Raw genomic sequence first — 20,240 nt, 5'->3', positions numbered from 1 at the left:
GTGCCGAAAGCGGCGCACGAAAAACAGGCGTGGTGGGGCATGGTGAACTGTCTCCAATCTGGTTTTATTCGCGGATCGCGCCGTTCTGGCAAACGCCGGGGCGAAAGGCCGATCTCGCGTCGATGAAGCCAGTATGGAGCGCGCGCGCCGCGGCGCTGTCCTCATTTTGGGTACAGCACGCAGACATTGCCCGCACGGCGCGAGGCGCGTGTCAGCCGTTGCCGTTGGCGAGACAGAGCGCGAAAAGCTGGCGCTGGCTGGAGACGCCGAGCCGCCGATACGCGCGCTTCTGGTACGTCACGACGCTGCTCGGCTTGACGCCCATGTGGTCGGCGATTTCGGCGGCGCTGTGGCCTTCGAGCACGCCGCGCAGCGCGTCGAGTTCGCGCTTCGAGAGGTCCGGGCAGAGACCGCGCAAGCGCGCGAGCATCAGCGGCGCAATGCCGGGCTGACGCTGGCCGCGCAGTGCGTAGTGATGCTTCGTGGCCTCGCCGATCAGCGGCGCGAGCGACTCCACGAGTTGCACCTCGCCGGGCTGGAAATTGCCGGCGTCGCGCTCGCGATAGAGATTCACGGAGAGCCAGATGTCGGCGGCGGGCTGCAGCAGCAGCGAGAGCCGGTCCGACACGTTGGGCGTGGCGTAGCAGGCCGTGCGATAGCCGTCGTGCTCGATATCGGCGCTGGTCTGCCAGTGCAGCACGAGCGCGTTGCCCGGCGCGCCCGCGTCGTGGTCCGCGACGATGCGCTGGTTGCCGTCGAGCGCGTAGAAGAGGCGCGCGTAGGTGTCGGCGACGTCGCGCAGAAAGCGCCCGCCGCGATGGTCGGCGACCGAGACCGTGCGCGGGCGATTGCCGAATTCGTACGCGAATACCGTGCATTGCGACACCGCAGTGGCCGGTCCGAGCAGATTGAGCACTTCGGCGGCGAGCGCGTTGTCGTCGGCGCCGCCGATCGCGGACACGAGACGGGTGACGCGGGACAGGTCGAACTGACCCGTCTGGCTGGGACGGTCGAGACGCCAGTAGCGCATGTTTCGTAAAGGAAATCGGGAAAAAAATCGACGCGGAATCCGGCTGCGCGCGTGTGCCGGATTTTCGAGCGTAGCACCGAATCGTTCGCCGGCGCATCGGGTGACGCCCTGTACAGGCGAGTCGCCGACTGCTTCCGATCGTCGCCGATCGCCTCAGATCGCTTCGGTGACGAAAAGGGCCGGATCTGCCGTCGCTCAAGCGCCACATTCAGACATCCTGCGCGCGCCTGACCGCGAGCAAGAAAACGCAAGGATGCGGTAATCTCCCACCTTGTGCTGCAAATGCACATGTTTCCTTTCTTCCCCAACGTTCCCGCGCAGGACACCTCGACATGTGGACCCTCCCCACCGCCATCCCGCCCGATTTCGGCACCGGGGCGGTTTTTCTCAGCGTGCTCGTGACGCAGCTCGGCGTGCCGGTTCCGGCCGCGCCCGTGCTCATTCTCGCGGGCACGATGGCGGCGGGCGGTGAGGCGTCGTATCCGAATCTGCTGGTGGCGGCCGTGTTCGCGACCTTGCTGGCCGACTCGCTGTGGTTCATGGCGGGCCGTCTGCGCGGTCGCAAGCTGCTCAACGCGCTGGTCCGTTTTTCGCTGTCGCTCGACACGACGATCCGCGTCGCGCGCAATGTCTTCGAGCGTCACGGCGCGCCCATTCTCACGGTGGCGAAGTTCGTGCCGGGTCTCGGTCTGATGTCCGCGCCGCTGCTCGGCACCACGTCGATGGAGATGCGCATCTTCCTGCTCTGGGACGCGCTGGGCGCGACCTTGTGGGCGGGCGTCTATCTGCTGGGCGGCGCGGCGCTGCACGCCGAAATCGCGCGCTTCGCGGTGTTCGTGCGCGCGAATGGCGGGACGATTTTCGACGTGCTCGCCGTCGCGGGTCTGCTGTTTCTCGCGTGGCGCTGGGTGCGCCGTCTGCAATTCCGGCGCTGGCTCGCCACGCACCGCATTTCGCCCGATCAGCTCGACGAGATGATGAAGTCCGCCGCGCCGCCGATCGTGTTCGACGCGCGGCCGCACAGCGTGCGCGAGAAGGAGGCGTACCGTATTCCGGGCGCGCGTCCGCTCGACCTGGATTCGCACGACGAGATCGCGCCCGAGCTGGTCGCGCGGCCCATCGTGGTCTATTGCGTGTGCCCGAACGAGGCGACTGCGAAGCGCATCGTCAACCAGTTGCGCAGCAAGCACATTCATCACGCGCATGCGCTCAGGGGCGGACTCGATGCATGGGAGCGCCGCGGTTATCCCGTGGAGCCGCTCTCGGCGGAATTCCACCCCGCGTACATGCGCGACGACGACTTCGAACCGGACGGCGAGCAGGAATTCACGGTGCGCGCGAGTCTGTCGAAGTGATCGGGACGCGACGGCTGTCGTCGCGGCTTGGAATCATCAACGCATCATCAACGCCTCGCCGTTGACGCGCGCCTGAAGCCGCACGACTTCACGCGCGCTGCCGACGCGAGCCGCCGCCCATGTTGCGGCCCGCGTCGCGCGCCATCTGTGCATATCCCCACACCGACATCAGCGTGAGCACGCCCGCGCCCAGAAACGCGAGGCGGAAGTCGTCGAGCGAGAACGCGTGGCCGCTCGCCTCGCCGTGGTAGCTCGCCGCCACGCGCAGCGCGAGCGCGCCGAACGCAATGCCCAGTCCGTTGGTCATCTGCGCCGCCGCGCTCCAGAGCGTGCTGGCGGCGCTCATCTGCGGTTGCGCGACGTCGGCATAGGCGAGGGTGGCGAGCGTCGAGAACTGCATCGAGCGCGTCACGCCGTACACGAACACCACGATCAGCACGATGGCGAGCGGCACGCCGGGCGTGAGCAGCCCGCACGCGATCATCGACAGGCCCGCGATCGTCACGTCGACGATCGACACGAGACGGAAGCCCCAGCGTTCGAGAATGCGCGTTGTGAGCGCCTTCATGCCGAGGTTGCCGAGCGCGCTGGCGAGCAGCAGCAAGCCCGACTTGAACGCCGACAAACCGAAGCCGATCTGGAACAGCAGCGGCATCAGATACGGCGCCGCGCCGATGCCGATGCGCGTGACCGAACCGGTCACGACCGTCACCGAAAAGGTCGGGATTTTCAGCGTCGATACGTCGATTAGCGGATGCGCATGGCGCTTCGCGTGAAAGAACGCAATCGCGCCGATCAGCACGCCGGCCACCACCAGCGCCGCCGCGCGCCACGGATTTTCGCCGGGCTGGCTCGCGAGTTCGGCGCCGTAAAGAATGGCCGTGAGCGACGCGCCGCTCAGCACGAGGCCGACGACGTCGAGCGGTTTGCGCTGCTCGCCGCGCAGGTTCGGCACCATCGCCGTGATCGCGACGAGCACCGCGATGCCGAACGGCACATTGAGCAGAAAGATCCAGCGCCACGAGGCATACGTGGTGATGAAGCCGCCGACCGGCGGTCCGATCACGGGCGCGGCGATCGCGGGCCACGTGATGGTGGAGATCGCCTGCATCAGTCGGCTCTTGTCGGTGCTGCGCACGACGATCATGCGTCCGACCGGCACCATCATCGCGCCGCCGATGCCTTGCAGTACGCGCGCCGCGACGAACTCCGGCAGGTTCTGCGCGATCCCGCACAGCACCGAGGCGATCGTGAACGTGAGCACGGCGCCGAAGAACACCGTGCGCGAGCCGCAGCGGTCCGCCACCCAGCCGCTCGCCGGAATGAAGATGGCGAGCGCCAGCATGTACGCGGTCACGCCGAGACTCAGACTGTTCGGGCCGATGCCGAACGAGCGCGCCATCTGCGGCAGCGCCGTGGCGATCACGGTGGTGTCGAGATACTCCATGAAAAACGTGGCGGCGACGATATAGGGCAGCCAGCCGATGAGCGACGAGCGCGTCCGGGGCGTGGGCGTCGTGTTCGTCATCGGCGGATCCCGGCGGGGAAAGTGTGGAAAGCGCTGCGCATGAACGGAAAGGCGAGAGAGTTGCCGATCGGAAACGCACGTTCTCGCTCGATTCGCGCGCGGTTTCCGAAAGGAAAGAAAGCGCAACTGTACAGCGCCGCGGCCGATTCCGCTGGCGCGGCAAATAAGCGATGACGCGCGTACACTCGTTGACCGGTTGTTTCGTCAGTCACTCACTCGTGGAGGATCGGAAATGGAAACCCGTTTTCTGGGCGCATCAGGATTCAAGGTGCCGGTGCTGAGTTTCGGCACGGGCACGTTCGGCGGCAAAGGCGAATTCTTCGAAGCGTGGGGCGCGACCGACGTGGCCGAAGCGCGCCGCCTCATCGACATCTGTCTCGAAGCGGGCGTGAACATGTTCGACAGCGCCGACATCTACTCGAACGGCGCGTCGGAGTCGGTGCTCGGCGAGGCGCTCAAGGGTCGGCGCGACAAGGTCATCATCTCGACCAAGGCGACCTTCCGTTTCGACGACGGCGCCAATAGCGTCGGCTCCTCGCGCATTCATTTGCGGCGTGCCGTCGACGCCGCGCTCAAGCGTCTGCAAACCGATTACATTGACCTGTTCCAGTTGCACGGCTTCGACGCGAAAACGCCCGCCGAAGAGGTGCTCTCGACGCTCGACGAGCTGGTGCGCGCGGGCAAGATTCTCTACACGGGCGTGTCGAACTTCTCGGGCTGGCACCTGATGAAGTCGCTCGCGGTGGCCGACCGCTACGGCTATCCGCGCTATGTCGCCAATCAGACCTATTACTCGCTGATCGGCCGCGACTATGAATGGGAACTGATGCCGCTCGGGCTCGATCAGGGCGTGGGCGCGGTCGTGTGGAGTCCGCTCGGCTGGGGACGTCTGACCGGCAAGATTCGCCGCGGCCAGCCGCTGCCGCAGACGAGCCGTCTGCACAAGACCGCCGATCAGGGGCCGCCGGTGCCCGACGAGACCCTGTTTCGCGTGCTCGACGCCATCGACGAGATCGCCCAGGAAACCGGCAAGACCGTGCCGCAGATCGCGCTGAACTGGCTATTGCAGCGTCCGACCGTGGCGACCGTGCTGATCGGCGCGCGCGACGAGGCGCAGTTGCGTCAGAACCTCGGTGCGGTCGGCTGGAACCTCACGGCCGAACAGGTCGCGAAGCTCGACGCCGCGAGCAAGGTGCGGCCGGTTTATCCCTACTGGCATCAGGAAGGGTTCGCGGAGCGCAACCCGGCGCCGGTCGAGTGGTGAGCCGCTAGCGCCGATGTCGCCGATGTCGCCGATGTTGGGGCGAGCGATGCGCGGCGCTGGCCGCGCAGACTCAGTTCGCGACGGAGGCGCGCAGGATTTCGGCCGCGCCGAGATGGATCGCCAGCGCGAAGAAGTCGCGCTCGGCGATGTTCGCCGAGCGGGCGATGGCGAGCGCGCGGTCGTGGTCCTGCGGATGCAGCAGCAGTTTGACTTCGATCTTCGCGGGCGGCTTGAGGCTGGACTCCATGGCATTGCTCCTTCGGTAACCGGGCGCTTCGCCCGTGTGGGTGCTTGAGCCCATGACCGGCCGCCAGTGCGCGAACGCGCGCGGGCCGTCGTCCGGGGCGAAAGCCTCGGCGGTCGAACGGCGCTTGACGTGGAGTGGGCCTGGAACGCCGCGCGCATCGGATGGACGCGGCGGCGCGATGCGCGTGCCGGTGCTAGCGTGGCGCGCGCAGTCGCCGGGGTACGGCGACGAAATCGACAACGGGGGAGACGCTGAAACGGACTGCGGAACGGCCATCGACACTGCCAACGCAGCTGCGGATGGAACCGGTGTCAGACAAAGACGAGTACGGCAAGGAAGCGAACTGCATAGCTGGCAACCTCCGGAATTATTTTTCTCGTGCGACAGGGCGCCGCATCTGGTACGGGGCAGAGTATAGCCATCTCTTGACCTGGGGTAAACACCTAGGTGTTACACCCTAGTCAAAAAATTGTTTCAGGATTTGAGGTAATCAAACATTGTGGTGTCCAGACGCCAACGCCGGACGGCGCACTGAGGCGCGGTCCGGCGTTGGCGGGAACAGCGGGGAGACGGGCGGCGCCGGCTCCGAGAGCCGGGCCGCGTCAGACAGGCGGATTTAGCCCGTGGTGTCTTTGCGCAGACGCGAACGCGCCTCGCCGAGCGACTCGAAGCGGCCGTGGGTGTCGTCGAACACCGAAATCGTGCCGTGGCCGATGTCGTAGACCCAGCCTTGCAGTTCGAGCTGGCCTTGCGCCACGCGGGCCGCGACGGCCGGGTGCGTGCGCAGATGGGTGAGTTGCAGTCGCACGTTTTCCTCGACCAGCGCCTGCACGACCTGGTTTTCGTCGAGACCGCGCGTCTGCACGACGCTGCGCGCCGCTTCGGCGTTGCGCAGCCAGGCCTGCACGGTCGGCATGCCGGCGGTGGCTTCGGCGCCCTGGGCGAGGCCCTTCATCGCGCCGCAGTCGGTATGGCCGCACAGCACGATCTGGCGCACGTTCAGCGCGAGCACGGCGAATTCCACCACGGCGGACACGCCACCGAGCATTTCGCCGTAGGCCGGAACGATGTTGCCGATGTTGCGGCAGACGAACAGCTCGCCGGGACGCACCTGCGTGATCATTTCCGGCGACACGCGCGAGTCGGCGCAGGTGATGAAGAGCGTGTGCGGCGCCTGGCTGTGCGCGAGGCTGCGGAACAGCTCCTTGTTGCCGGGGAACACGTTATGACTGAACTCGTCCACGCCGTCGAGCAGGTGCAGCAGATCGCAGCCGCACGATTCGGAGTGGTCGTCGTGCGAGTGAGTGTTGTCTGGCATGGGAGTTTCTCTCTTTATCATGAATCGACACAATCGAATGGCAACAGCGGGAGTTTACGCCGAGGCTACGCGTTTCGGATCGGAAACCTGCCGTCCGACCGTGCGTTTTCCCCCGTTTTCTCCATTTCCTGCGTTTCGTTTTCCGTTTCCGATCGGCAACCGGCTGAGCCGGCTACCGCCTGGCGCGGCCTTGTGGGGGCGAACGCGCTTCGGACTGGCGCTGGAGATTCGACGCGCATTTTCTCACGCCCCGCGCGCCTGCGTGGCGCTGCGAGCGATCGGTCTTGCGGGTCGGCCCGGCGGCCCGTGTTGCCACTCGACCGGTCAGCGGGTCGGTGAACGCCGGCGCGGTGGCTGTTCGACTAGCCGTCCGACGCTGGCGGGGCAGCATTGTACGCGACCCGGCTGCTTACGAGGATGTAGGTTTGCGAAAGGAGAGTGAAGGGCGGCGGTGCGAGCGCGAGGTGGCGGGGAACTGGGCGCGCCGCAAGTGCGTATCTCGCTCGGCGTGGCCACGCGGATTTGCCAGCCGTTGAGTCGAGCGGTTCGCGGTGATCGCGTTCGCCCGTTCGCCCGTTCGCTCGCGCAAGCGAAGGCCGGCATCGTCCGCCGATCCGAACGGCGCGAACCTCAACCTCCGCTCAGGATTCCAGCGCGGCGCGCGTGGCGCGGGGGCGGCGGCTCGGCATGAAGTACCAGACGGCAGCCAGAGCCTGAATGGCGATGAGCGCGCTCCAGACGGCCTGATGAGCGGCGACCGGATAGTGGCCGTCCACGGCGGTCCAGTGTCCGAGCGCGGCGCCGATCGCGATCTGCGTCACGAAGATGCCGACGAAAATCACGAGCGTGAACGTGGTGTTGACGCGCCCGATCATCCGCGAAGGGAAGTATTCGGCGAGCACCGCGTAGGTGAGGATGCCGGTGCCGCCGAGCGCGCCGTAGGCCGCCCAGAGCACGGGCGCGGGCAGCGGCACGCGCGCCGCGAGCAGCGCCTGCACGACCACGAAGAGCAGCATCGTCGCGCCGGAAAAGTGCGCGACGCTCACGCCGCGCCGTTCGAAGCTGCGCGCCAGCGCGCCGAAGCCGATATTGCCGACGATAAACGCCGCGCCCAGCACGGAGATCAGCGACGCGGCGCGGCTCGCCACGTCGGCGGTCCCGGCCGGCACGACGTCGCGCAGGAAGGCGCCGACCCAGAGCGACTGCATCGCGTAGAACACCGTCTGCGTGAGCGCCGAAAACGACGCTGTCTTCCAGAACGCGTGGCTGCGCAGGATGTGCGCGGTGCCTTTGAACTGTTCGAGCACGCTCGCCTGATGGTGAGTGTCGCGCGTGCGCGGGCCGCCGATCCAGATGATGGCGGCGATGACGGCCGTGAACACCGCGAGCCCGACGCTCACCGCGCGCCACGGCGCGAACGCGAGCAGCCAGGAGAGCGGCGCGCCCACCGCGACGCCGCCCAGTCCGCCCACCGCCATCACGAGACCGTTGACGAGCGTCAGTTGCGCCACGGGGAAATGTTGCGCGGTCGCCTTGAACGCGCCGCCGAGGCAGACCGAAACGCCCACGCCCACGAGCAGCCGCCCGAACATCATCGCGCCCATGCTGTGCGAAAGGCCGAAGACGAGCGCGCCCGTCGCCGCGATCAGCATGACGCAAGCGGTCACGCGGCGCGGGCCGAAGTGGTCGAGCAGCACGCCTGCGGGAATCTGCGCGCCCGCGAAGCCGAGAAAGTACAGGCTCGTGAGCGTGCCGAGATCGGTCGCGGTGAAGCCCATTTCGTGCGTCAGGAACGGTGCGAAGCCCAGGTTGACGCCGCGAAACAGATAGGAAACGAAGTAGCCGAGCGCGAAAACGGCGAAAACGCGCAATCTGAGAGCGGTCATGAGACGGACGGGCGCGTAGACGGGGCGAACGCGGATTGAATGGCTGGGTCACGATTATTGGCGAAAAGCCGGGCGCGAGGCCAGCGAGAGATTTCAGACGCGATTGTGAGTAGAATTTGACGTCATGTCCCGATCGCTCCCTCCCTTGCAGGCCCTGCGCGCGCTAGAAGCGGCGGCGCGGCGGCGCAGTTTCAGCCGCGCCGCGGAAGAGTTGCATTTGACGCACAGCGCCGTGAGTCACCATCTGCGCGGGCTCGAAGCCGAACTCGGCGTCGAGCTGTTCCGGCGCGCCGGCGGCCAGATGATCCCGACCGCCGCAGGCGCGCAACTGGCCGACCGCGTGCGCCGCAGTCTCGACGACTTGCGCGACGCGCTCGACGCCACACGTCCCGGCGTGAGCGGCGTCACGCGCCTCGAACTGAGCGTGATGGCCGATTTCGCATCGGTCTGGCTGATTCCGCGTCTGGGCGACTTCTACGATCGCCATCCCGACGTCGATCTGTCGATGCGCATGCACGCCGACGTCACGCCGCCCGATCCCTATCCGTTCGATATCGGCATCTGGCATCGCCGCGTCGACGAGCCGGGTTTCCAGATCCGCAAACTGCTCGACGACCAGGTCGTGGCCGTGTGCAGCCCTTCGCTGCTCGCGCGCTACCCCGATTTCCGCATCGAGGATCTGCCGGGCATGCCGCTGCTGCGCTTTGCGCGCCGGTCGTGGCGCGACTTCTTCGAGGCGGCCGGCGTGACGGGCTCGGAACCCGAGCGCGGCCCCGTCTTCGACGACGCGGGTTTGCTGCTGCAAGCCACGGTGGCGGGGCAGGGCGCGGCCACCGCCCGGTTGCAACTCGCGCGCGATTTCATCGAGCGCGGCGAACTGGTGCAACTCGGGCAGGTGCGCATTCCCGCTTCGCTCGACTATTACTTCACCTGGCGCGAAGGCCACCCACGCGACGCCGCGATCCAGCAGTTCTATCGCTGGATCAAGTCGCAGCTCGCGCGCTGAATACGCGGGTTTTCGTCTGCGAATCAATGCGGGTAAAACCTGTGTCGATCGCGTCAACGCCAGGCGAATCCCATACGTTGTTTGCGATTATGGCCGTCAATAGCGTGGCAATAGCGTGGCAATCGGCTGGCACTCGTGTGGAAATGACGAAGCAATGCACGCACCAAAAGCGCACCATGGCGCGCGCCAATGCAGCATCGAATAGTGAGCAATAGCGGGCAATAAAGGTCGAAAAGAAACATGCGTGTGCACGATTCAATGCGCATGCACATTTCAGGCGCATTGTGCGCAATGCTGGTCATGCATGTTTCGCGGGCCGTATTGCCGCGGCATTGAAAACGCGTGAATACGATTGAATGGCATTCCTTTGAATGCGCATTGTCCTGGCGTTGTCCTGGCATTCGGGACCGCCTGCCAGAGCGGATTGCAAGGGCATGTCGATTCGTCTGTGGAAATGAAGTCACAGATTAGCCACAGACGGGCCGCGCGCCGACGGTTTCGCATCAAAGTTGAAATAAATGGAGTATCGTTACTTCCCGATGCGATTGCCGCAGTCACACCTGCCGCAATGACTGCGTCTGATTCGAAGTGAAAGCGTAGTGCACGGCCCTCGCGGGCTATCAAAAAACTGTGACAACAGGAGAAAATTGCATGAAGGCTATTCAGGCGTTCAAACTGGCGGCAGGCACGATGCTCGTCGCCGCTTCGCTCCACGTGTACGCGCAGGACGCCGCCAGCGCGCCCGCCGCTGCACCGACCGACGCAGCCAAGGCTCAGCTGAAGGATTCGAAGGCGCAGTACAAGACGGCCAAGGCCGCGAACCGTGCGCTGTCGCGCAAGGTGCGCTCGGCACTCGCGAAGGCCAAGGACATCAGCGTGGCCAACATCACCGTGCGCGCTCGCGACGGCGCCGTGATCCTGCAAGGCACCGTGCCGGAGCAACCGCAGATCGACCGCGCCACGGAAGTGGCCAAGGGCGTGGCCGGCGTGACGTCGGTGAAGAACGCGCTGACGATCCGTCCGGTCGGGACCTGATCCGCTGCACGTGAACGGAATGCATCGCGCGCGTGGGGCGCGGGATGCAGTCCGCTTCAGCTTCGAAACCGCACATGCTATTCGTGAACCGAATTGCATGTGCGGTTTTTCTATGGGCGTGCGCCTGGTGATTTCAGGCTTCGACGTAATGCATGTCGGGCGATTGCCCCATCAGCAAAGGCTGATTCGCATCGGCGGCGGCGCGCAGATAATCCCAGAGCGACGTGATGCGCCGCAGCTTGCGCAACTCCTCGCGGCTGCATAGCCAGAAACGCCGCGTCACCACGATTTCGTCGGGCAGGATTGAGACCAGACGCGGATCGGGCTCCGCCATGAAGCACGGCAGGATCGCCAGCGCGCTGCCTTGCACGGCGGCGTGATATTGCGCGATCACGCTGGTGCTGCACAGATTCGCCTTGACGTTCGGCGCCGTGCGTTCGAGATAGAGCAACTCGTGGCTGAAGGCGAGATCGGCGACATAGCTGATGAACGCATGATGGCGCAGGTCGGCGGCACTGCGAATTGGCGCGTGCCGCGCGAGATAGTCAGGTGTCCCATATAAACGCAGGCAGTAGTCGCTGAGCTTCGTGTACACATACTGGCCGCGTTCCGGGCGCTCCAGCATGATGGCGAGATCGGCCTCGCGTTTGGACAGACTCACGAAATGCGGCACCGGCAGCAAATCGATCGACATGTCGGGATGCTGACCCGTGAAGCGCGCGAGTTGCGGCGCGAGAAAAAAGCAGCCGAAGCCTTCGGTCGATCCCACCCGAACGTGCCCTGAAAGCGATTGCGCGCCCAGCGCGAATTGCTCGCTCGCCGATTGCACCGTGGTTTCCACCGCGTCCGCGTAGGCGAGCAGGCGCTGGCCCTCGGCGGTCAGCACGAAACCGCCCGCGCGCGACTTGTCGAACAACACCGTGCCGAGCGCGGCTTCCAGCTCGCGCACGCGCCGCGCCACGGTGGTGTGATCGACGCCCAGGCGCTTCGCCGCGCCGCTCGCGCGCTGCGTGCGCGCCACTTCGAGGAAGTAGCGCAAATCGTCCCAGTTCAATGTCTCCATCTGTCCCGTTGTGTTTTTTTGCATATCGGATGGGCTTTTTCATCTCTATGCCGTGGATATTCGAATAACTATACTCGTTTGCAGGTCGCTGAAAAGACGGCCGCACACAATATGGATGGAGACAAAACGATGCACATGCAGTCCACCCCGGATGGGGCGGCAGTGGCCGTTCCCGTTCCAGAACAAAAACGCAGGGCGCGCGATTATCTGATCGCCGGCTGGGCCAGCATGGCCGGCACCACCATCGAGTGGTACGACTTCTTCCTCTACGGCACCGCCGCCGCACTCGTCTTCAATAAGGTTTTCTTTCCCACGCTCGATCCGATCCTCGGCACGCTCGCGGCCTTCGCGACGTATGGCGTGGGTTTCATCGGCCGGCCGATGGGCGGCATCGTGTTCGGCCATTTCGGCGACCGTATCGGCCGCAAGTCGATGCTGCTCGCCACGCTGCTGCTGATGGGCATTCCCAGCATGGCGATCGGCCTGATTCCCTCGTATCAGAGCATCGGTTACTGGGCTGCCGTGCTGCTCGTCGCCATGCGATTCCTGCAGGGGATGGCGGTGGGCGGCGAATGGGGCGGCGCGGTCCTGATGGCCGTCGAACACGCGCCGCCGGGACGCAAGGGCTTCTTCGGTTCGCTGCCGCAAACGGGCGTGGGGTTCGGCCTGATTCTTTCGTCGATTGCGATGGCGGCCGTCACCGCGCTGCCCGAAGCCGATCTGCTCGCGTGGGGCTGGCGCATTCCGTTTCTGGCGAGCATTGCGCTGGTGCTGATCGGCTGGGTGATCCGCGTGCGCGTGCCCGAATCGCCCGATTTCGAACGCGTGAAAAAAGAGCGCGCGCCCGTGAATGCACCTGTGCTCGAAGTGATGCGACGCCAGCCGCGCGAACTGCTCCTGATCATCGGCGCGCGCACGGCGGAGAACACGTGGTTCTATCTGGTGGTGGCGTTTGCGCTTGCCTATGCCGCGAATCAGCTCAAGATTCCCAAGGCGCAGATCCTGCACGCGATCACGGCGGGTGCCGTGCTCTCGCTGGCGACGATGCCGTTCTGCGGCTGGCTCAGCGATCGCATTGGCCAGAAGCGTCTCTTTCTTGCGGGCCTCGTCGTGATGGCGGCGTTCGCCGCGCCGTTCTTCGCGATGCTCGAAACGCTGCATCCGCTGACCGTGTGGTGGGCGATGGTGCTCGGCGTCGGCGTGGTGTTTCCGATTCTCTATGCGCCCGAATCGCAATTGTTTGCCGCGCAGTTTCCGGCGGAAATCCGCTATAGCGGCATCTCGGTGTCGGTGCAGGTGGCCGGGGTGCTCGGCGGCGGCGTCGCGCCGATGATCGCGACCGCGCTGCTCGCCTGGGGCGGCGGCAATCCGCACTACGTGGTGGCGTATATGGTGGCGCTGGGCGTGATTGCGTTTCTGTGCACGCTGGCCATGCGCTCGCATCACGATTGATCGATATTTCGTATTCCTGTTCATCTGGTTAATCAGGTAGTCACGACCGGATCCGTTTATTCTTTTCGCAGAGAGTGCATCATGAACGCAGTCACCCAGGATTCCAACGCGCAGGTCTCGACCGTCAAGCTGCTGATCGACGGCGAGTTCGTCGAATCGACCAGCCAGGAATGGCGCGACATCGTCAATCCGGCCACGCAGGAGGTGCTGGCGCGCGTGCCGTTCGCGACCGTCGCGGAAGTCGATGCCGCAGTCAGGAGCGCGCAGGCTGCATTCGCCGAATGGAAGAACACGTCGATCGGCGCGCGTCTGCGCATCATGCTCAAATTGCAGGCGCTGATTCGCGAGAACATGTCGCGCATTGCGAAGACACTCACGGCCGAGCAGGGTAAGACGCTGCCCGATGCCGAAGGCGATATCTTCCGCGGCCTCGAAGTGGTCGAGCACGCCTGTTCGATCGGCACGCTGCAGCAAGGCGGTTTTGCCGAGAACGTGGCGGGCGGCGTGGACACCTACACGCTGCAGCAGCCGATTGGCGTGTGCGCGGGCATCACGCCGTTCAATTTCCCCGCCATGATTCCGCTGTGGATGTTCCCGATGGCGATCGTGTGCGGCAACACCTTCGTGCTCAAGCCGTCCGAGCAGGACCCGCTCTCGACCATGCAGCTCGTCGAACTCGCGCTCGAAGCGGGCATTCCGAAGGGCGTGCTCAACGTCGTGCACGGCGGCAAGGAAGTGGTCGACGCGATCTGCTCGCATCCGCTCGTGAAGGCGATTTCGTTCGTCGGCTCCACGGCGGTGGGCACGCATGTATATCGCCTCGGCAGCGAGCACGGCAAGCGCGTGCAATCGATGATGGGCGCGAAGAATCACGCCGTCGTGCTGCCCGATGCGAATCGCGAACAGACGCTCAACGCGCTGGCGGGCGCGGCGTTCGGCGCGGCGGGCCAGCGCTGCATGGCGACGTCCGTCGTGGTGCTGGTGGGCGCGGCGCAGCAGTGGGTGCCCGAGCTCGTCGAGAAGGCCAAAACGCTCAAGGTGAACGCGGGCCACGAGCCGAAGACCGACGTCGGCCCGGTGGTCTCGCGTGCCGCGAAACAGCGCATTCTCGGTCTGATCGAAGCGGGCGTGAAGCAGGGCGCGACGCTCGCGCTCGACGGCCGCGACGTGAAGGTGTCCGGCTACGAAAACGGCAACTTCGTCGGCCCGACGATCTTCACGGACGTAAAGACCGACATGGACATCTACACCCAGGAAATTTTCGGGCCGGTGCTGGTCGTGCTCACGGCGAATACGCTCGACGAGGCGATCGCGCTCGTCAACGCGAATCCGTTCGGCAACGGCGTGGGCCTGTTCACGCAGAGCGGCGCGGCGGCGCGTAAATTCCAGAGCGAAATCGACATCGGCCAGGTCGGCATCAACATTCCGATTCCGGTGCCGGTGCCGTATTTCAGCTTCACGGGTTCGCGCGGTTCGAAGCTCGGCGATCTCGGTCCGTACGGCAAGCAGGTCGTGCAGTTCTACACGCAGACGAAAACCGTCACCGCGCGCTGGTTCGACGACGCGACCGTCAACGACGGCGTGAACACCACGATCAGCCTGCGCTAAACGCGAACGACCAAGGGGGAGATGCTCATGAAAATCGGTTTCATCGGGCTGGGCCATATGGGCGCGCCGATGGCGCTCAATCTGATCAAGGCGGGCCACGCGTTGAGCGTGTTCGACCTCAGCGCCGACGCCATGCGCACGCTCGCCGACGCGGGCGCGACGCTGGCGGGCTCGCCGAAAGCGGCCGCCGCGGGCGCGGAGTGGGTCATCACCATGCTGCCGGCCGCCGCGCACGTGCGAGCGGTGCTGAGCGGCAAGGACGGCGTGCTGGCGGGCGTTTCGAAGGGCGTGACGATCATCGATTCGAGCACGATCGATCCGGCCAGCGCGAAGGCCTTCGCGGCGCTCGCGCAATCGAACGGCAACCGCTTCGCCGATGCGCCGGTGTCGGGCGGCACGGGCGGCGCGGTGGCGGGCACGCTGACCTTCATGGTGGGCGGCACGGCCGAGCTGTATGAAAGCGTGAAGCCGGTGCTCTCCGGCATGGGCAAGAACATCGTCCATTGCGGCGAGACCGGCACGGGGCAGGTCGCGAAGCTCTGCAACAACCTCGTGCTCGGCGTGACGATGGCGGGCGTGGCGGAAGCGATGGCGCTCGGCGAGGCGCTTGGCATCGACGCGAAAGTGCTGGGCGGCATCATGAACACGTCGACGGGACGCTGCTGGAGTTCCGACACGTACAACCCGTTCCCGGGCGTGATCGAGACCGCGCCTTCGTCACGCGGCTATACGGGCGGCTTCGGCACCGATCTGATGCTCAAGGATCTGGGTCTCGCCACCGATGCCGCGAAGCAGGCGCGTCAGCCCGCGTACATGGGCGCGCTCGCGCAGCAGCTTTATCAGGCGATGAGCAGTCATGGCGACGGCAAGCTCGACTTCTCGGCGATCATCAAGCTGTATCGTCACGAAGGCGGCGAGAAGGGCTGATCGCTTCAGCCCGGACTGAAAACGGCGCGTGCCTCGATGGGCTCGCGCCGTTTTTGCGTCGGCAGCGTGTTAATGCGCTTCGATCGCTTTCATGCGCGACTCGATGCGCTTGAGCAGGCGCTTGAACCACGCATCGAGCAGCGCATTCGACGGCGCGGCGAGCGTCGAGCACGCCAGAATGCGATAGACGTCGTTGCGCGTGAGCTTGGACGGACGCGCAGGATCGAGCCAGTCCTCGTTATCGACGAGACGTTCGAGCGTTTCGAGGCCGATCAGGATCGGCCACAGGCACGCGAGGCGCAGACGCAGCGACAGGCGCGGCAGCGCGAACGTGTAGTCGATGGCCGCGCGGAAATGATCGAGCGCGATGCGCACGAGGCCGAACATCAGCGGACGCGCGCGGGCCGAGGTGCCCGGCTGCATCAGGTCGGCGGGCGAGAGCGCCGCTTGCGCGAGCATCGTGGCGGGCAGATAGCAGCGGCCGATACGCAGATCCTTGCCGCAATCGCGCAGCACGTTCACCATCTGCAGCGCCTTGCCGAAGCGCACGCCGCGCCGGTACATGGTGTCGCGCAGTGCCGGATCGAGCGCGCCGGGCAGGTGCATATAGGTCATCTTCGTCCAGAACTCGCCCACGCAGCCCGCCACCAGATACGTATAGCGGTCGAGTTCGTCCCACGTGCCGAGCGCGGCGACCTGGCCCGAGCGCTCGTCGGGGAAGGTGCGCAGATCGAATTCCATGCCTTCCGTGAGCGTCGTGACGATCTCGCGCACGGCCGCGCGGTCCGCCTTGTCGAGCTGGCCGAGCACGTCGAGCGCGCCGTCGAGCGATTCGAGCAGCAGCTTTTCGTCCGATTGCGTCTGCTGACCGGCGACTTCGCCGGCGATGCGCTTGAGCGCGTCGTCGGACTGATCGCCGGCCACGCCGCCGGCGTTGCCGTTGACGCGCTCGCGGAAGGCCAGCAGCAGCGCGAGGCGCTGGGCCGGCGGGATCAGCGAGGTGTCGGCGATGGTGTCGGCGGCGCGCGCGAGCAGGTACGCTTCGCCCACCGGATCGCGCATGCCCACGGGCAACACGCGCAGCGTGAGGTAGAACGAGCGGGAAACGCCTTTGAGCAACGGCCCGAGCAGGTAGGCCCGGTTAGAATTCTGCATGTCGGTTGGGGCTGGTGAGACTGGACGAGGCTGAATAACGGCAGCCGCATTGTAGCGTGGACGGGGACGGACCGACCCGGCGCCGCCCGTCCGCGCAATCCGGCTCGCCGCGACGAGCGCTTGCGCGCGCGCTCCGGGGTCAATTCATCGCGCGATACGGCCGCATCCGCAAACACGCGGCAGCGGCGCTGCTCGACATCCACCCTTCCCGTTGCGTGTTTTGTATGCGCCGAATCGCGTGCCTCGTTGATCTCCTGTTCAGCTTCTTGTCGGCTTATCGACAGTCGCGGTAATCGTTTTGGTTACGGCGTATTTTCCGCCTCTCTCGCCCCATTTCGCGCGACGTAATTTGAAAGGACTACGTTTTGCGCCGTCAAATACGGGCTCGGCGTGCAATGCGGCCCGCATGGTCGAGACGTAAATCGCCCATCTCTTACGCGGCAATATTGATGAAAGTAATACGCGTAACGCTAAGGGTAATGGCATCGCGGCGCCATCTCTCTACACTCCGCCGATGGTTTTCGTCACGGAGGCGCCGTCTATGTCCACGTCCACGTCACTTGCCATCGACTCGCTGCGCGGTTTCGAACTGACCGCGGATGGCCAGTATCTGATGGTGAACAGTAATCAGCCGGACAGCGTTGCCGTGCACTGTTCGGTCATGCATGAATTGCTGGCCGCGCTTTCCAACGCGATCGGCCGTTCTGAGCGCATTCGCCACAAGAGTGCGAGCGTCAAATTCACCATGCCCTGCGAGGCATGGGAGATCGGCCGCGAGTCGGGCGCCGTGCAGCATCTGGTGGTGAGTTTCCGCCTGCCCGGCGGCGCGGAGCTGTCGTTTCGCCTGCATCCGTCGCAAGCCGCGCACATGACTGAAGTGCTGTCGCTCGCGACCGGTCTCGCCAAGCCGCTGCGGCCCGCTTCGATGCGCGTGCAATAGCGCATGGCGGCCGTGCGCCGGCCGCTTCGTCACGTGGCCGCGGCTCCCGCCGCAGCCGTCCTTCTTGCCGCGCGCGCAACGCGGCGTTCCCGTTGGCCTTACTCTCGACCTCCCGCATGACGGTTTCATCTACCACGCGCTACACCCGCGCGCTGACCTTCGCTGGCCTCGGCCTGAGCATGGCGGCCACCGCACACGCCGCGGATCCTTTCGTGGTCCAGGACATTCGCATCGACGGCCTGCAGCGTATCGAACCGGGCACCGTGTTCGCCTATCTGCCGATCAAGCAGGGCGACACTTTCTCCGACGACAAGGCCTCCGACGCGATCCGCGCACTCTACGCAACGGGCTTTTTCAGCGACGTGCGCATTTCCACCGAAGGGCGCACGGTCGTCGTGCAGGTGCAGGAACGCGCGGCGATCGGCACGATCGACTTCGCGGGCATTCACGAATTCGACAAGGACAATCTGACCAAGGCGCTCAGCGCCGTGGGACTCTCGCCGGGCCGCAGCTACGACAAGGCGCTCGTCGATCGCGCGGAGCAGGAGCTCAAGCGCCAGTACCTCACGCGCGGCTATTACGCCGCCGAGGTGACGACGACCGTGACGCCGATCGACCGCAATCGCGTCGCGCTGCTGTTCTCGGTGATCGAAGGCCCGAGCGCGAAGATCCGCCAGGTGAACTTCATCGGCAACAATGCGTTCAGCGAAAGCACCTTGCGCGACGAGATGCAGCTGTCCACGCCGAACTGGTTTTCCTGGTACACGAAGAACGATCTGTACTCGAAGGACAAGCTCACGGGCGACCTGGAAAACGTGCGCTCGTACTATCTGGACCGCGGCTATCTGGAGTTCAATATCGACTCCACGCAGGTCTCGCTGTCGCCCGACAAGAAGGACATGTATCTGACGATCTCGATACATGAGGGCGAGCCGTACACGATTTCGAGCGTGAAGCTCGCGGGTAATCTGCTCAATCGCGAAGCCGAACTCACCAAGCTCATCGGCGTGAAGAAGGGCCAGCGTTTTTCGGCGCAGAAGCTCAAGGACACGACCAAGGCGCTCGTCGATCATCTCGGCGAATACGGTTACGCGTTCGCGACCGTCAATGCCGAACCGCAGATCGATCAGCAGCATCACACCGTCGCGCTGACGCTGCAGGTCGATCCGAGCCGCCGCGTGTATGTGCGTCACGTGAACATCACGGGCAATACGCGTACGCGCGACGAAGTGATTCGCCGCGAAATGCGCCAGCTCGAAAGCGCGTGGTTCGATTCGAATCGCCTCGCGCTTTCGAAGGACCGCGTGAATCGTCTGGGTTACTTCACCAACGTCGACGTGACGACCGTCCCCGTGGAAGGCACGCAGGATCAGGTCGACGTGGACGTGAACGTGACCGAGAAGCCTACCGGCACGCTTTCGCTGGGCGTGGGTTACGGCTCGGGCGAAGGCCCGATCATTTCGGCGGGCGTTTCGCAGGACAACGTGTTCGGTTCGGGCAATACGCTTTCGCTGAACGTGAATACGGCGAGCACGTACCGCACGCTGTCGGTCACGCAGATCGATCCGTATTTCACGGTCGACGGCATCAAGCGTATTACCGACGTCTATTACCGCACGACCGAACCGCTTTATTATTCGAGCACCAACGACACGAGTTTCCGTATCGTTTCGTATGGCGCGGACATGAAATTCGGCATTCCGTTTTCCGAAACCGACATGGTGTATTTCGGTCTCGGCATCGAACAGGATCGTCTGGATATCGACTCGGAAACGCCGCAGACGTATAAGGATTACGTCGCCGATTTCGGCCGCGTGTCGAACATCATTCCATTGACGGTGGGCTGGTCGCGCGACAATCGTGACAGCGCGCTGGTGCCGAGCCGCGGTTACTTCGCGCAGGCCAATGCCGAATACGGCACGCCTGCCGGCCTGCAGTACTACAAGGCCGACGCGCAGATGCAGTATTACTACTCGTTCGCACGCGGCTTCGTGCTGGGCCTGAACTTCCAGGGCGGCTACGGCAACGGCATTGGCGGCGCGTACCCGATCTTCAAGAACTACTACGCGGGCGGTATCGGTTCGGTGCGTGGCTACGAGTCGGGCTCGCTCGGCCCGCGCGACTCCAGCACGGGCGATCCGATCGGCGGCTCGAAGATGGTGGTCGGCAATATCGAACTCACGTTCCCGCTGCCGGGCACGGGCTACGACCGCACGCTGCGCGTCTTCACGTTCCTCGACGGCGGTAACGTCTGGGGTTCGGAAGGCAACAGCACCGGCGCGAACGGCCTGCGTTACAGCTATGGTGCGGGTCTGGAATGGATCTCGCCGATCGGGCCGCTCAAGCTCGACATCGGCTTCCCGATCGTCAAGCATGCGGGCGATCAGTATCAGAAGTTCCAGTTCCAGATCGGTACGTCGTTCTAA

Annotated in this window: 16 protein-coding genes; 9 read left to right on the top strand and 7 right to left on the bottom strand. The window is 65.0% G+C overall.

The window, feature by feature from the left end; all coding sequences use genetic code 11:
- Positions 1–211: 211 nt before the first annotated feature.
- Entirely contained in the window at positions 212–1,030 is an 819-nt protein-coding gene (locus tag SB764_RS24380) for a helix-turn-helix transcriptional regulator (RefSeq protein ID WP_065065931.1), read from the bottom strand.
- A gap of 332 nt (positions 1,031–1,362) precedes the next feature.
- On the opposite strand from SB764_RS24380, the gene SB764_RS24375 reads away from it, so the two are divergent.
- Positions 1,363–2,385: a VTT domain-containing protein gene (locus tag SB764_RS24375; RefSeq protein WP_065065930.1), complete on the top strand. Its 1,023-nt coding sequence runs from the start codon at positions 1,363–1,365 to the stop codon at positions 2,383–2,385.
- A gap of 88 nt (positions 2,386–2,473) precedes the next feature.
- Here SB764_RS24375 and SB764_RS24370 read toward each other — a convergent pair whose 3' ends face one another.
- Positions 2,474–3,913 carry a DHA2 family efflux MFS transporter permease subunit gene (locus tag SB764_RS24370; protein ID WP_074985929.1) on the bottom strand — a complete coding sequence of 480 codons (1,440 nt, stop codon included), beginning with the start codon at positions 3,911–3,913 and terminating at the stop codon, positions 2,474–2,476.
- A gap of 232 nt (positions 3,914–4,145) precedes the next feature.
- On the opposite strand from SB764_RS24370, the gene SB764_RS24365 reads away from it, so the two are divergent.
- Positions 4,146–5,177, top strand: coding sequence for an aldo/keto reductase (locus SB764_RS24365; protein ID WP_065065928.1), 1,032 nt, complete (start codon positions 4,146–4,148; stop codon positions 5,175–5,177).
- 70 nt (positions 5,178–5,247) lie between these two features.
- Here SB764_RS24365 and SB764_RS24360 read toward each other — a convergent pair whose 3' ends face one another.
- The 3 genes from SB764_RS24360 to SB764_RS24350 all read right to left on the bottom strand — a co-directional run bounded on the left by SB764_RS24360 (position 5,248) and on the right by SB764_RS24350 (position 8,628).
- Positions 5,248–5,424, bottom strand: a complete 177-nt coding sequence (locus SB764_RS24360; RefSeq protein WP_156773948.1) for a hypothetical protein — start codon at positions 5,422–5,424, stop codon at positions 5,248–5,250.
- A gap of 616 nt (positions 5,425–6,040) precedes the next feature.
- Entirely contained in the window at positions 6,041–6,742 is a 702-nt protein-coding gene (locus SB764_RS24355; protein ID WP_065065926.1) for a carbonic anhydrase, read from the bottom strand.
- Between the two features lie 641 nt (positions 6,743–7,383).
- Positions 7,384–8,628: an MFS transporter gene (locus SB764_RS24350; RefSeq protein WP_110328601.1), complete on the bottom strand. Its 1,245-nt coding sequence runs from the start codon at positions 8,626–8,628 to the stop codon at positions 7,384–7,386.
- Between the two features lie 124 nt (positions 8,629–8,752).
- On the opposite strand from SB764_RS24350, the gene SB764_RS24345 reads away from it, so the two are divergent.
- Positions 8,753–9,634 (top strand): LysR substrate-binding domain-containing protein, encoded by an 882-nt coding sequence (locus SB764_RS24345; RefSeq protein ID WP_065065924.1) that lies wholly within the window; start codon positions 8,753–8,755, stop codon positions 9,632–9,634.
- Positions 9,635–10,285: 651 nt separating this feature from the next.
- A complete protein-coding gene (locus tag SB764_RS24340) occupies positions 10,286–10,669 on the top strand; it encodes a BON domain-containing protein (protein WP_065065923.1) in 384 nt (127 codons plus the stop codon).
- Between the two features lie 133 nt (positions 10,670–10,802).
- Here SB764_RS24340 and SB764_RS24335 read toward each other — a convergent pair whose 3' ends face one another.
- A complete protein-coding gene (locus SB764_RS24335; protein ID WP_065065922.1) occupies positions 10,803–11,756 on the bottom strand; it encodes a LysR family transcriptional regulator in 954 nt (317 codons plus the stop codon).
- A 105-nt stretch (positions 11,757–11,861) separates the two neighbouring features.
- On the opposite strand from SB764_RS24335, the gene SB764_RS24330 reads away from it, so the two are divergent.
- The 3 genes from SB764_RS24330 (at position 11,862) to mmsB (ending at position 15,719) form a co-directional block, all read left to right on the top strand.
- Positions 11,862–13,184: an MFS transporter gene (locus tag SB764_RS24330; protein ID WP_343666542.1), complete on the top strand. Its 1,323-nt coding sequence runs from the start codon at positions 11,862–11,864 to the stop codon at positions 13,182–13,184.
- 81 nt (positions 13,185–13,265) lie between these two features.
- Positions 13,266–14,792, top strand: coding sequence for a CoA-acylating methylmalonate-semialdehyde dehydrogenase (locus SB764_RS24325; RefSeq protein WP_183039267.1), 1,527 nt, complete (start codon positions 13,266–13,268; stop codon positions 14,790–14,792).
- A 27-nt stretch (positions 14,793–14,819) separates the two neighbouring features.
- Positions 14,820–15,719, top strand: a complete 900-nt coding sequence (gene mmsB, locus SB764_RS24320; RefSeq protein ID WP_124261240.1) for a 3-hydroxyisobutyrate dehydrogenase — start codon at positions 14,820–14,822, stop codon at positions 15,717–15,719.
- A 69-nt stretch (positions 15,720–15,788) separates the two neighbouring features.
- Here mmsB and SB764_RS24315 read toward each other — a convergent pair whose 3' ends face one another.
- Positions 15,789–16,874 carry a phytoene/squalene synthase family protein gene (locus SB764_RS24315; RefSeq protein ID WP_124261241.1) on the bottom strand — a complete coding sequence of 362 codons (1,086 nt, stop codon included), beginning with the start codon at positions 16,872–16,874 and terminating at the stop codon, positions 15,789–15,791.
- Between the two features lie 541 nt (positions 16,875–17,415).
- Between SB764_RS24315 and SB764_RS24310 the strand changes: the two genes are divergently transcribed.
- Positions 17,416–17,814: a hypothetical protein gene (locus SB764_RS24310; RefSeq protein ID WP_065065970.1), complete on the top strand. Its 399-nt coding sequence runs from the start codon at positions 17,416–17,418 to the stop codon at positions 17,812–17,814.
- Between the two features lie 179 nt (positions 17,815–17,993).
- The gene (bamA, locus tag SB764_RS24305; protein WP_231957823.1) at positions 17,994–20,240 is read left to right on the top strand and encodes an outer membrane protein assembly factor BamA; all 2,247 of its coding nucleotides are present in this window, start codon (positions 17,994–17,996) and stop codon (positions 20,238–20,240) included.

Origin of the sequence: Paraburkholderia sp. SIMBA_027 (genome assembly GCF_046535315.1) — a bacterium.
GTDB classification, from domain to species: Bacteria; Pseudomonadota; Gammaproteobacteria; order Burkholderiales; family Burkholderiaceae; genus Paraburkholderia; species Paraburkholderia tropica.
This window is presented reverse-complemented; position numbering and strand designations above follow the sequence as displayed.